This window comes from Lysobacter sp. SCRH-1R (assembly GCF_057747855.1).
The window spans coordinates 211,455-224,631 of the sequence record NZ_CM173227.1; the positions used below are offsets into that span (position 1 = coordinate 211,455).

General features: G+C 68.6%; 9 protein-coding genes and 1 pseudogene. 8 read left to right on the plus strand and 2 right to left on the minus strand.

The window, feature by feature from the left end; genetic code table 11:
- Positions 1 to 999, plus strand: a complete 999-nt coding sequence (locus AC3ANK_RS00915; RefSeq protein ID WP_484171863.1) for a sigma factor-like helix-turn-helix DNA-binding protein — start codon at positions 1 to 3, stop codon at positions 997 to 999.
- Positions 989 to 1,624 (plus strand): DUF3106 domain-containing protein, encoded by a 636-nt coding sequence (locus AC3ANK_RS00920; RefSeq protein ID WP_484171864.1) that lies wholly within the window; start codon positions 989 to 991, stop codon positions 1,622 to 1,624. The genes AC3ANK_RS00915 and AC3ANK_RS00920 overlap by 11 nt, the downstream gene beginning before the upstream one ends.
- Before the next feature lie 144 nt (positions 1,625 to 1,768).
- On the opposite strand, the gene AC3ANK_RS00925 is transcribed toward AC3ANK_RS00920, so the two are convergent.
- Positions 1,769 to 3,289, minus strand: a complete 1,521-nt coding sequence (locus AC3ANK_RS00925) for a DUF3667 domain-containing protein (protein WP_484171865.1) — start codon at positions 3,287 to 3,289, stop codon at positions 1,769 to 1,771.
- A 135-nt stretch (positions 3,290 to 3,424) separates the two neighbouring features.
- Here AC3ANK_RS00925 and AC3ANK_RS00930 point away from each other — a divergent pair, with 135 nt between their 5' ends.
- Positions 3,425 to 4,801: an MATE family efflux transporter gene (locus AC3ANK_RS00930; RefSeq protein ID WP_484171866.1), complete on the plus strand. Its 1,377-nt coding sequence runs from the start codon at positions 3,425 to 3,427 to the stop codon at positions 4,799 to 4,801.
- 162 nt (positions 4,802 to 4,963) lie between these two features.
- The gene (sppA, locus tag AC3ANK_RS00935) at positions 4,964 to 6,847 is read left to right on the plus strand and encodes a signal peptide peptidase SppA (RefSeq protein ID WP_484171867.1); all 1,884 of its coding nucleotides are present in this window, start codon (positions 4,964 to 4,966) and stop codon (positions 6,845 to 6,847) included.
- Between the two features lie 308 nt (positions 6,848 to 7,155).
- Here the strand turns inward: sppA and AC3ANK_RS00940 are convergent, their stop codons facing one another.
- A complete protein-coding gene (locus tag AC3ANK_RS00940) occupies positions 7,156 to 7,377 on the minus strand; it encodes a hypothetical protein (protein WP_206862507.1) in 222 nt (73 codons plus the stop codon).
- A 92-nt stretch (positions 7,378 to 7,469) separates the two neighbouring features.
- Between AC3ANK_RS00940 and AC3ANK_RS00945 the strand changes: the two genes are divergently transcribed.
- From AC3ANK_RS00945 to AC3ANK_RS00960, 4 genes and pseudogenes are all read left to right on the plus strand, one after another.
- Positions 7,470 to 8,246: an SDR family oxidoreductase gene (locus AC3ANK_RS00945; protein WP_206862506.1), complete on the plus strand. Its 777-nt coding sequence runs from the start codon at positions 7,470 to 7,472 to the stop codon at positions 8,244 to 8,246.
- 258 nt (positions 8,247 to 8,504) lie between these two features.
- Positions 8,505 to 8,993, plus strand: a complete 489-nt coding sequence (locus AC3ANK_RS00950) for a DUF6496 domain-containing protein (RefSeq protein ID WP_484171868.1) — start codon at positions 8,505 to 8,507, stop codon at positions 8,991 to 8,993.
- A 3-nt stretch (positions 8,994 to 8,996) separates the two neighbouring features.
- The gene (locus AC3ANK_RS00955) at positions 8,997 to 10,994 is read left to right on the plus strand and encodes a protein-L-isoaspartate(D-aspartate) O-methyltransferase (protein WP_484171869.1); all 1,998 of its coding nucleotides are present in this window, start codon (positions 8,997 to 8,999) and stop codon (positions 10,992 to 10,994) included.
- Between the two features lie 184 nt (positions 10,995 to 11,178).
- A pseudogene (locus AC3ANK_RS00960) lies at positions 11,179 to 13,168 on the plus strand (type VI secretion system Vgr family protein).
- Positions 13,169 to 13,177 lie beyond the last annotated feature (9 nt).

The window sequence follows — 13,177 nt, forward strand, 5'->3', positions numbered from 1 at the left end:
ATGAGCGTTCCGTCCGCTTCCCCCCGTCCTTCAGGCGCCCCGGCGCTGTCCGCTTTCCTGCGCGGGATCGAGCGCCGCGGCGCGGTCCTGGCGGAGCTCCAGGCCGGCGATGCCGCCGCGGGCGATGCCGCACTGGCCGACGCCATGCGTCAGTTCCGGCCGGAGGCCGGCAGCCTTCCGATGGCCGAATGGCCGCGCCGCTTCTGGTCGCTGCTGCTGGCCCAGCCGCGGCTCCAGCACCGCACGGCGGTTGCCATCGCGGTCGAAGCCACCGACCGGCTCGGCGAACTCGGCAGCGGCCCGCGTGCGGCCCTGCTGCTGCGCGTCGCCGCCGGGCTGTCGGAGGAGGAGGCCGCGGAGGTGCTCGGCGTGGGGCTGCCCAGCTACCGGCTAGCGCTCCAGCGGGCGCTCCCTCACCACGCCGACGGGCGCGCCGACCCGCTCGCCTGGCAGCAGCTGCGCGAGCAGATCCACCGTCGCATCAAGACCCTGCCGCCCGACCGCCTGGTGCGCCTGAGCTCGGCCCGCGAAACCGTGCTGCGGGGCGAAACCGGAGCGACGGCACCCCGGGCCGACGCGACTCCCGCGTCGCGTCCGCGCTGGCTGATGCCCCTGCTCTGGGGCCTGCTGGCGCTGTGCGTGGCCGGGTTGGCGGCGACCTTCCTGCCGATCGGTTCGACGATCGACGGCGTCGGCGGCTCGCGCCGGGTCGAAGTCCAGCCGCTGCCGGAAGCCGATTCGCCCGCGTCGGGCTTTGGCGAGGAAACCGCGATGATCACCCATCGCGATTTCGCGCTGCTCGCCGATCCGCAGGGCGAGGCCGCCGCGCAGGACCTGGAATTCAACAGCTGGCTGGCCGCGCAGCAGGCGGCGGGCGTCACCGCGCCGGCGCCGCCGGCCACGCCGGTCGACGCGCCGGCCGACGAGAACGTCGCCCCGTCGCCGGTGGCGGACGGCATCGCCGGCGAGACGCAGGCGGAGACCGAAGATGCGCCGTGACCTGTCGCCCCGTCGCGGGCTCTTGTTCGCGCTGACGCTGGCGACCGCCACTGCCGTCGCGACACCGCCGGAGTTGAAGGACCTGCTCGAACGCCTGCCGCCCGCGGCCCAGGCCGGCGTGCGCGAGAACGCGCGCCGCTGGGACGGATTCCCGCCCGCGGAGCAGGCCGCCTTCCGGCAGCGCGCCGCGCAGTGGGACGCCCTGCCGCGCGCCGAGCGCGACCAGCGTCGCGAGCGTTACCAGGCGTGGCAGGCGCTGTCGCCCGGCGAACGCGCGCAGGCGCAGGCCGCCGCCGCGCAGTACGCGGCGATGGCGCCGGACGTGCAGGCCGCGTGGCGCGCGCAGTTCGAGGCGATGGATCGCAGCGAACGTCGTGGCTGGCTGTTCGGTCCGTCGCTCGGCGCGGACTACGTCGCCCTTCAGCCGCTGCTGGCGCAGGTGCCGGAAGCCGAGCACGCGGCGCTGCTGCGCACGCTGCGATCGATGACGCCGCAGCAGCGGCGCGACCTCGGCGTCCTCGCGCAGCGCACGCCACCGGCCGCCCGCGCGGAATTGCGGCGCGAGCTGGTGTCGGTCAGCGCGAGCGAGCGCGGCGACTGGTTGTGGCGGCGGTTGCAGCACTGAGCGCTGCGTTGCCGTTGTAGCCCGGCTAAGCGAAGCGCACCCGGGAATCCCTCGACGTGACGCGACCCCGGGTGCGGCCTTCGGCCTTACCCGGGCTACAAACGCGGGCGTTGCCTTGGGCCGTTGCCCGAGCCCCCGCGCGCCTCACATCCGCACGATGCTCGCCAGCGTGATGAACACCACCGCGAAGCCGAGCAGCACGAAATACAGATTGCCGATCACGAAATAGCGCAGCGACGTGAGCAGCCAGCCGTTGCCGTACACGCGCTTCTGCATGATCCACAGGTAGATCGGCATCCACAGCCACAGCAGCAGTTCCAGCGTGCCGGAAATCCAGCCGAAACCGGCCCATTTCGGCTCGATCGCGTTGTCCAGCGCGATCAGCAGGAAGAACGTCAGGATCGCCAGGCACAGGTACGCATGGCTGTAGAGCGCGACGACCAGGTGCTCCAGGTACAGCCGCTTCGAGCCCAGGTACGCCAGCTTGAGCAGCAGCGCGAACACCGGCACCAGCAGGAACAGCGCCGATGGCACCGCGCCGAGCATCGCTTTCACCAGCATTCCGAAGTCGTGCTGCACGCGCGCCATGTTGTCCTTGCCGTGCGCGATCTGCCGGTTGATCCACGCGTTGACGAAGCGCGGCGCCCAGGAAATCGTCACCGGGTTGAGTTCCTCGTCCCACGGCTCGTTGCTGCCGAACAGCGTCAGCCGTCCGTCGCAGTTGGTTTCGCCGTAGATGCGTGCGTCGTCGACCGTCTTGCGCGTACGCGTGCCTTCGCTGCCGCGAGCCACCGCGATCTGCAGCTGCGCCGCGCGGCATCCGGCCGCTTCGTTGGTCTCGCGGATCTCCATCAGCATGCGCCGGCGCTCGGCGGTCTGCGCCGGCGCGAGCGCGGCCAGCTCCGCCTGCTGCCGCTTGAGGCGATCGTTGCGCAGCGTTTCCAGCTCGGCCAGCGTCTTGGCCTTGTCCATCTCCGGGATGGCTCGCGCCTGCCTGCGTTCGGCGTCGATCTCGCGCTGCGCGGCGGCCTTTTCCCGCTCGACCTCGCGCGGCGTGAGATCGTGCTGCCGGATCAGCTCCGCGACGCGGCGATCGGCGGCGGCGTTGACGTCGGTCATCGCGATCTCGAACGGCTTGCGCACGTGCGGCAGCATCGTCGAGACCGCATCGCGGCCCTCGGCGAGTTCGGCGAGTTCGGTGGCGCGGATGCGCTCGACGTCCTCGATGCTCGTCGCGGTGGCGAACTTCTTGTTCTCGCGGTTGACGTTCTGCGCGCGGTTGGCGCTCTTCTCCACGCCCTGGTCGAGCAGTTCGACCGACGTGTCCCGCGTATCGACGTGGATGACCAGCTGCGCGACGAAGAACGTCAGCACGCTCAGCACCACGAACAGCCGCAGCGGCGCGACGTACTTCGCGCGCTGGCCGGAGAGGTAATTGATGGCGATGCGCCCCGGCGACAGCAGGTCGCGCAGGGTGCGGAAGATGCGGCCGTCCAGGTGCCAGAACGCCTCGAACACTTCCTCCACCGCGTGCGCGGCGTGGCGGATCGGGTTCACCACGGACTGCCCGCAATCGTGGCAATAGTGGCCCTGCAGCGCGGCGCCGCAGTTCTCGCAATGGGTCGGATGGACGTCGTGAGGCGCGTGGCCGGTGCTGGAACTCATGTGTCAACGCTCTCCCCGGCGCACGAACACAGACATTCATTGGCAGCGGTTAAGATACCGGGCCGCCGCGACCCGGCGCCAGCGCCCGACATTGGATGCGGTCGCGCGGCCGTAGTCGTGCGTCTGGTTGCTTCGATGTCGCTCGCTTCCGTCTCGCCCGGCCGCAACGGCCTGTTCGGCGAAATCCGCACCACCGCCATCCTTGCCGCGCCGCTCGTGGGCGGGCATGTATCCACGGGCCTGATCGGCTTCGTCGACAACGTGCTGGCCGGCCACCACGGCACGACCACGCTTGCCTCGGTCACCATCGGCACCGCGCTGTGGTGGCTGCCGATGATGGTGCCGATCGGCACGCTGCTGTCGGTGCCGCCGTCGGTGTCGCAGCTCGACGGCGCGGGCCGCCGCGAGGACATCGGCGGCCTGTTCCGGCAGGCGATGTGGCTCGCGTTGGGGCTGGGGCTGGTGCTGTTTGCCTTCCTCACGCTGATCCCGCACGCGCTGGGACCGATGGGCATCGCGCCGGAGATCGTCCCGGGCGCGACCGAATTCCTGCACGGCATCCGCTGGGGCGTGATCGCGCTGACGCTGTTCTTCTGCATGCGCTATCTCAGCGAAGGCCTGCACTGGACTTTGCCGACCCTGGTGCTCAGTGCCGGTGGCCTGCTGATCCTGCTGCCGGTGGGCTATACGCTGACCTTCGGCAAGTTCGGCTTCCCGGAGATGGGCGCCGGCGGGCTGGGGCTCGCCTCGGCGATCATGCTGTGGGTGCAGGCGATCGGCTTCTTCATCGTGCTCAAGCGTTCGCGCCGGTTCGCGGACCTGAAACTGTTCGAACGCTTCGACCTGCCGCACTGGCCGACCATCCGCGGGCTGCTGGCGACGGGCCTGCCGATCGGCGTGACGGTGCTGATGGAAGGCGGCCTGTTCATCGCCACCGCGCTGCTGATGGGCCGGCTGGGCCAGGTGCCGGCGGCGGCGCACCAGATCGCGATCAACCTGTCCGCGTTGTGCTTCATGGTGCCGATGGGGCTTGCCGAGGCGACCACCGTGCGCGTGGGCCATGCGCTCGGGCGCGCGGATTTCCACGGCGTGCGGCGTGCGGCGAAGGCCGGTTACGCGATCGTGCTGGGGACGCAGCTGTTCTCCGGCATCGTCCTGCTGGCCGGCAACGACCTGCTGGTGAGCTTCTATACCGCCGATGCCGCGGTCGCGACGCTGGCCGCCTCGCTGCTGCTGTACGCGGCGGCGTTCCAGTTCCCGGACGGCGTGCAGGTGCTTTCCGCCGGCGCGCTGCGCGGGCTCAAGGACACCCGCGTGCCGATGGTGCTGGCCGCGATTGCCTATTGGGGTATCGGCATGCCGCTGGGCGCCGGCCTCGGTCTGGGCCTGGGCTGGGGCCCGCGCGGCATGTGGATCGGCCTGATCGCCGGCCTGACCTTCGCCGCGGTGCTGCTGTGCGTGCGGTTCGTGCGGTCGAGCCATCCGGACCGCCTGGTGATGCGGGGGCCGTGAAGCGGGGATTCGGGAGTCGCAATTCGGGATTGGAAAAGCGCCGATACGCCTCAAATCCCGAGTACCGCCCCCTCACTCCCCCTCCCAAACCACCGTGTTACGAATGGCGGGTGATTCGGCGCCCGCGCGCGTTTAGGCTGGTGGCGTGATCCAGGAGACCGTATGAACGACATTCCGCGTCGCGGCCCCATCGCCCGGTTCTTCATCGGCGTGTGGGATGCGATGAACTTCACCCGCCGGCTGGTCCTCAACCTGCTGTTCCTGCTGCTGCTGTTCCTGTTCCTCGCCATCCTCATGGCGGGACCGCGCACCAAGCCGCTGCTCGAGCGCACGACGCTGGTGATCGCGCCGGAAGGCAACCTGGTCGAACAGTTCAGCAGCGATCCGCTGACCCGCGCGCTGGAACGCGCGCTCGGCGAGAAGGGCGGCGAAGTGCAGCTGCGCGACCTCGTGCGCGCGCTGGATGCCGCGGCGAAGGACAAGCGCGTCGAACGCGTCGTGCTCAACCTCGACAAGCTGCAGGCCGCCGGCATGGCATCGCTGCGCGAGACCGCCGACGCCATCGCGCGGGTGAAGGCCAGCGGCAAGCAGGTGGTCGCCTTCTCCGAGATGATGGACCAGAAGCAGTACCTGCTCGCCGCGCAGGCCAGCGAGGTCTATCTCGACCCGATGGGCGGCATGCTGCTGGAAGGCCTGGGCCGCTATCGCACGTTCTATCGCGAAGGCCTGCAGGACAAGCTCGGCGTCGATGTGCACCTGTTCAAGGTCGGCGAATACAAGTCGGCGGCCGAACCCTATGTGCTCGACGCGGCTTCGCCCGAAGCGAAGGAAGCCGACCTGTACTGGATGAACGACGTGTGGCAGCGCTACCTCGCCGACGTCGCGAAGGCGCGCAGGCTCGACGCGGCGCGGCTGTCGCAGCAGATCGACCAGATGCCTGCCGGCATCGAGGGCGCGCAGGGCGACCTGGCGAAGTTCGCGCTGCAGACCAGGCTGGTCGACGGCCTGAAGACGCGCGAGGAAGTCGATGACCTGCTGGCGCAGCGAGGCGTCGCCGACGAGGACGCGCCGGGCGGTTATCGCCAGGCGTCGCTCGACGAATACCTCACCCAGCTCGACAGTGGCATCAGCGCGGTCGATCCGCGTCCGCAGGTCGCCGTGGTCGTGGCCGAAGGCGAGATCCGCGGCGGCGAGCAGCCGCCGGGCACCGTGGGCGGCGAGTCCACGGCGGAGCTGCTGCGCGAGGCGCGCGACGACGAAAACGTGAAAGCCGTGGTGCTGCGCGTGGATTCGCCCGGCGGCGAAGTGTTCGCCTCCGAGCAGATCCGCCGCGAGATCGTCGGCCTGAAGAAGGCCGGCAAGCCGGTCGCGGTGTCGATGGGCGACCTGGCCGCATCGGGCGGTTACTGGATCTCGATGGACGCCGACCGCATCTACGCCGACGCGTCCACCATCACCGGTTCGATCGGCATCTTCGGCCTGATCCCGACGATCCCGCGCGCGCTGGAGAAGATCGGCGTGCGCAGCGACGGCGTGGGCACCACGCGCTTCGCCGGCGCGTTCGACATCACCCGGCCGTTGCAGCCGGAAGTCGGGCAGGTGATCCAGTCGGTGATCGAGAAGGGGTACCGCGATTTCACCGGCCGCGTCGCCACCGCGCGCAAGAAGCCGGTGGAGCAGGTCGACGCCATCGCGCGCGGACGCGTATGGACCGGCGCGCAGGCGAAGGAACGTGGCCTGGTCGATGAACTCGGCGGCCTCCAGCAGGCCGTCGCCTTCGCCGCCAAGCGCGCCGAACTCGGCCAGGCGGGCGACTACCAGGTGCGCTACATCGAAAAGGCGGCGACGCCGTTCGAGCGCTTCTTCACCGGCTTCATCGCCAGTCGTGCGGGCGGCGCGCTGATGCGCGATTCCGACATCGCGCGTTCGCTGATCGCCAAGGCCTCACCGCAGACAGCGCAGGACCTGCGCTTCCTCGAAAGCGCGATCACGCCGACGCGCGGCGTGCCGGTGAAGGCGTTGGCTTATTGCTTCTGCGGTTTCTGAGTCGCCGGGATTCGGGATTCGGAATTGACGGTAGAAGTAACGACGCGGGCGCTTTGAGCCCCTCTCCCGCCGGGAGAGGGGTTGGGTGAGGAGGCGGGACGTGCGGGTTTCGACGCTCACGGCACGCTGCCTTCTTCGCCTGGCCGAAGAGCCGGATGGGTTCCAGCGTTCGCTGGAATGACGAACAAACGCGCGGCAAAACGTCCGACGCGAATCACATCAGAAAAATGGCATGGACCAGAGCGGAAGCTTCCAATCGTCCCGCGCCGATCCGCGCCGCTTCCGATCCGATCGGTTCGAAGAACCGGTCAACCCCCACCCTCCTGCGCATCGATCGCCGCACGCTGCGCATCGGCCGCCTCCTGCAACTGCTTCTCGACGTTCTTCGCCTTGTCGATCGGCGCGTTGATCGCATCGCGCAACTGCGTCGCCTGCGGCTCGACCGGCCGCTCCTTCTCCGGCGGCCGGGGCTTGGAACAGCCCGCGAGCAATGCCAGCACCGTCATTCCCGTCAGCAGCGTCCGCACCATTCCCGCACCCTCGTAGCTGGTCCGCCGCTATGCTACGCCGGCCGCCACGCGCGGCAAGTAACCGGTGCAGGCCCCCAATCACGGAGACGGCGATGGATCCCAAACGTTGGCGACTCGACGGGCAGCTGGCCCTGGTCACCGGCGGCAGCGCCGGCATCGGTCGCGCGGTCGCGCGCGAACTGCTCGGCTTCGGCGCCGACGTGCTGCTCGCCGCGCGCGACGTCGCCGGGCTCGACGCCGTGCGCGGCGAACTGCTGGAGGATTTCCCCGAGCGCGAAGTGCAGGCATTCGTCGCCGACGTCGCCGACGACGAACAGCGTCGCGAACTGCTCGACTGGGTGGAGGACTTCGGCGAAGGCCTGCACATCCTGGTGAACAACGCCGGCGGCAACCTCACCAAGGCGGCGACCGACTACACCGAGGACGAATGGCGGCAGGTGTTCGAGGTCAACCTGTTCTCCGCGTTCGAACTCTCGCGCTACGCGCATCCGCTGCTCACGAAGCACGCGTCGTCGAGCATCGTCAACGTCGGCAGCGTGTCGGGCGCCACGCACGTGCGCACCGGCGCACCGTACGGCATGAGCAAGGCGGCGATGCACCAGATGACGCGCAACCTCGCGGTCGAGTGGGCCGAGGACGGCGTGCGCGTGAACGCGGTCGCGCCGTGGTACATCCGCACGCGTCGGACCTCCGACAAACTCGCCGATCCGGATTACCTCGACGAAGTGCTCCTGCGCACACCGCTTGGACGCATCGGCGAGCCGGAGGAAGTGGCGGCGGCGGTCGCGTTCCTGTGCCTGCCCGCATCGGGCTACATCACCGGCGAATGCATCGCGGTGGACGGCGGCTTCCTGCGCTACGGCTTCTGAATACGTGCGCAAACGAAAAGCCGCCGAGCGGTGCTGAATCGCCCGGCGGCCGATGGCAGGCGTGAAGCCTGCTGTCCACCTTGAAGATCGTGAACGAACATGTCGTGTTGCGAAACGGTCGTATCACCCTTCAAGGCACGATGGAGCGTACACCGCCCCAGGATACAAACAGGTGAAGGCTGCCCGGCCCGCGCATGACCGCGACGTAACGCGCATCGCGAATCAATGGCACCACCCATTGAGGCGGGAGGTGATGACGTGCCGGAGCGAAGCACCCTCGAACGCGCGCGCCGCGACAAGCGAGAAGGCAAGTCGGCGAGCACGCAGGCGGGCGAATTCGTCCGCGAGGAAATCGAGCACATCCGCGAAGGCAAGCACGGCGCGGGATCGACGAAGCAGGCCATCGCGATCGGTCTGTCGAAGGCGCGCCGCGCCGGCGTCAAGGTGCAGCCGTCCGACGACACGCCGGCGGAGACCAGACGCAAGGCGCGCAAGGACCTGGAAGCGGGCGAGCATCCGCACAAGCCGGCGGCGAAACGTTCGCGCGCGACGAAGAAGGCGTTGAAGAAGGAAGGGACGCGCGCCGCAAGCAAGACCGCGCTATCGAAGCAGGCGAAGAAGGCGGCGGGCAAGCGCACCGCGGGCGAGCGTTCCGCCGCCGCGAAGAAGGCGGCGCGCACCAGGGGCGCGGTAGGCCGCAAGGCCGCGGCGAAGAAGGCCGCGCGCACGCGCAAGCGCGAGGGCTGATGCATGGCCGGTTTCGATGCCGCCCGCATGCGCATGGTCCGCAGCCACCTGGCGGGTCGCGGCGTGAGCGATGCACGCGTGCTTGCCGCGATGGCGCAGGTGCCGCGCGAACGCTTCGTCGATCCGGGCATGGAGGAGTTCGCCTACGAGGACAGCCCGCTGCCGATCGGCGAAGGCCAGACCATCTCGCAGCCGTACATCGTCGCGCTGATGCTGGAAGCGGCCGAGATCTCGCCGAACGATCGCGTGCTGGAAGTCGGCACCGGTTCCGGCTACGCCGCCGCGCTGATGTCGCGCCTGGCGCGACACGTGCACACGATCGAGCGTCACGCATCGCTGGCCGATGAAGCGCGCGCGCGCTTCGCGCGGCTGGATTACGACAACATCGACGTGCACACCGCCGACGGCACGCGTGGCTGGCCGGAAGGCGCGCCGTTCGACGCGATCCTCGTCGCGGCCGGCGCGCCGGCGCCGCCGCAGGCGTTGCGCGAGCAGCTCGCGATCGGCGGACGGCTGGTGATTCCGGTCGGCGACGAAGGGCTCGTGCAGGAACTGCTGAAGATCCGCCGCACGGGCGAAGACACGTTCGAGCAGGAGAGCCTGGGCGCGGTGATGTTCGTGCCGCTGGTGGGCGAGCAGGGCTGGGCCGAGGACGGCCGTCGCGCCGCGAGCCGCCACGTTCCGGCGGCGGCGCGTGGGGACGATGCGGCCTCGCTCATCGCCGAACACGCGATCCCGTTGCCCGACGTGGACGACGACGCGTTCGCCGATGCGTTCGAACGTTTCGCGGATGCACGCGTGGTGATGCTCGGCGAATGCAGCCACGGCACGTCGGAGTTCTACGCCGCGCGCGCCGCGATCACGCGCAGGCTGGTCGAACGCCACGGCTTCACCCTCGTCGCGGTGGAGGCCGACTGGCCCGATGCGTCGGTGATCAACCGCCATGTGCGGCACCTGCCCAGGCGCCCGCATGGGCCGGTGTTCACGCGTTTTCCGACATGGATGTGGCGCAACCGCGAGATCGCCGCACTGGCCGCGTGGATGCGCCAGTACAACGAAGGCCGCGACTACGAGGCGCAGGTCGGCTTCTACGGGCTCGACATCTACAGTCTCAACGCGTCGATCGAGGCGGTGCTGGAATACCTGGATCGCGTCGATCCCGAAGCCGCCGTCGTCGCGCGCGAGCGCTACGGCTGCCTCACGCCATGGCAGCGCTCGCCCGAGGTGTACGGCCGCGCGGCGCTGCGTGCGGGCCACGCGTTGTGCGAGGAAGCGGTGGTGCGCCAGTGTCGCGAACTGCTGGAGCATCGGCTCGGCATCGTCGACGGATTGTCGCTTGATCATCTTGACGCCGCGCAGAACGCGCGCCTGGTCGCCTCCGCCGAACGCTATTACCGCGTGATGTACTACGGCGGCGCGGAAAGCTGGAACCTTCGCGACGAGCACATGGCCGACACCCTCGACGCGTTGCTGCAGGCGCACGGCCCGCGTTCGCGCGCGGTGGTGTGGGCGCACAACTCGCACATCGGCGATGCGCGGCACACCGACATGGGCCAGTCGCGCGGCGAACACAACATCGGCCAGCTCGTGCGGCAGCGGCATTCCGGCGAGGTCGCGCTGGTCGGTTTCGGCACGCACGCCGGGACCGTGGCCGCCGCGCACGATTGGGGCGACGAGATGGAAGTGATGGACGTTCGCCCGTCGCGCACCGGCAGCATCGAGCATCTGTGCCACGGAAGCGGCGTGCCCCGCTTCCTGCTCGACCTGTGCGAAGGCCATGATGACGCGGTGCGACGCGCGCTGTCGGAGCCGCTGCTGCAGCGCTTCATCGGCGTGATCTACCGGCCCGTGACGGAATTGCAGAGCCATTACGCGCGCGCCTCGCTCGCGCGGCAATACGACGGCTACGTGTGGTTCGACGAAACCAGGGCGGTGGATGCGCTGGAGGCGCCGGCGACGGACGCGGGCGAGGTGCCGGAGACGTATCCGTTCGGCGTGTGATTCCGCGTGGCACTTCTTCAATCTGAGAAACATTCCCGTGGACGCGTGACGCGTCACGGCCGAACTTGGCCGCTCCGTCCAGGGAGCGAAAGGATTATGGCGGCGCAATCGGAATTGGTTTTCCGGTTTGGAGGAAACGCGAGGAGCGACACTCGACGTCGTGCGCTTCGAACTGATCGAAGGGGTGTCGCAGCCGTTCAGGCTCGAACTGGAGCTCGGTAGTTCGGAGCCCGACATAGAGTCGGACATACTGCTCGACTCCGAAGTGGTCTTCACCATCGAACGCGACGGTGAGCCGGTGCGCACGGTGCACGGCGTCTGCACCGCGTTCGAGCAGTGCGAGACCGGCTTCCGGCTGACCCGTTACAGGGCGGTCGTCGAATCGCCTCTCGCGCGCCTGGCACTGCGCCACAACAGCCGCATCTTCCAGCAGGTCAATGCGCCGGGTCCTGGAAACAATCCTGAAAGAGCATCGCTTTCAAGGGACGAAAACGACGTACCTCGGCCACCACGAACCTCGCGAGTACGCCACCCAGTACAGGGAACACGACGACCGCTTCGTTCATCGTCTCGCGACGGAAGAAGGCATCGTCTACTGGCACGACGCGGCAAACCAAAGCCGCCTCGTCCTGACCGATCGCATCGACACCGCGCCGACGCTCGACGGCGAAGTGCTGTACCAGCCTGCACCGGCTGGCGATGCACCCCGACCGCACCTGTGGCACTTCACGCACCGCCGCCAACTTGCGCCCACTCGCGTGACGCAGCGGGACGCGACATTTCACAACCCTCGGTATGACCTGCAGCACGAAGCGAGGCCCTGGAGCCACGACAAGGCCATCGGGGACTATGAGCACTACGACTATCCGGGCCGGTACAAGGCCGACGCCGCGGGCAAACCCTTTACGCGGACGAAGCTTTCCGGACTTCGTAACCTCGCCGAGCACGCGACCATCGAAGGCGACGATGCGCGCCTGTGGCCCGGCCTGGCATTCGAGCTGACCGGACACCCGACCGAGGCTCTCAATGCCCGCTGGCGCGTGATCACGATGCGTCACCGCGGCGAACAGGCGACCTCGCAGGAAGCTGACGCCGCTGGCGCCGAACACGGCACCCGTTACAGCTTCGAAGCCACCGTGGTGCCCGCGCACTACGACTGGAAGCCCGAGCCTGCCCCGCGCCCGGTGATCGAAGGGCCGCAGATCGCCCACGTCGTCGGTCCATCGGGTGAGGAGATCCACACCGATGTCCACGGGCGAGTGCAGGTGTACTTCCCGTGGGACCGCGAGGGCAACTGGTCGGAGAACAGCACCTGCTGGATCCGCGTGTCGCAAGGCTGGGCGGGGCCGATGTACGGCTTCATGGCGATCCCGCGAATCGGACATGAAGTGATCGTCAGCTTCATGGAGGGCGACCCCGATCAACCGATCGTCGCGGGACGCACCTATCACGTCGCGAACAAACCGCCCTACGAGCTGCCGCTGCACAAGACGCGGACGACGTTCAAGACCCAGACCCACAAGGGCAAGGGCTACAACGAACTGCGTTTCGAGGACGAAGCCGGCCAGGAAGAAATCTTCGTCCACGCACAGAAGGACCAGAACATCGTCGTGGAGAACGACGAGATCACGCGCGTCGGCCACGATCGCAGCGAAGACGTCGGCAACGACGAGACCATCCAGATTGGCCACGACCGCAAGGAAACCGTCGGCAACGATGAAACCCTGAGCGTCGGCCAGGACCGCCGCGAAACGTTGGGCCGCGATCACGTCATCGACATCGGGCGGACGCGGCAGGTCACCGTCGGCAAGGACCTGGTCGAGGACGTCGGCAACGTTCGTATCGAGAAGACCGCATCCGACCGCAAGGTTGAAACCGGCGGCCATTACGAACACAAGGTTGCGGGGCGCCTCGACATCGAAGCCGGCGAGCGCATCACCCAGCGCACGCGCGTGGTCGAACTGAAGGCGAGTGAGAGTCTGAGAATCTGCGGCCCGAGCGGCACGATCACCCTGGATGGCAGCGGCGTGACCATCGAGGGACTCGAGATCCTCCTGAAAGGGCCCGTTCAACGGGATCCCGACGGCGTCGGGAACGACTTCTCGATATTCGGCGAGCCCGCCGAAGGGAACGTTCCCGATTTCAGCTGGATCTGGCGTCCCACTGGCGACTGACACGGAGGT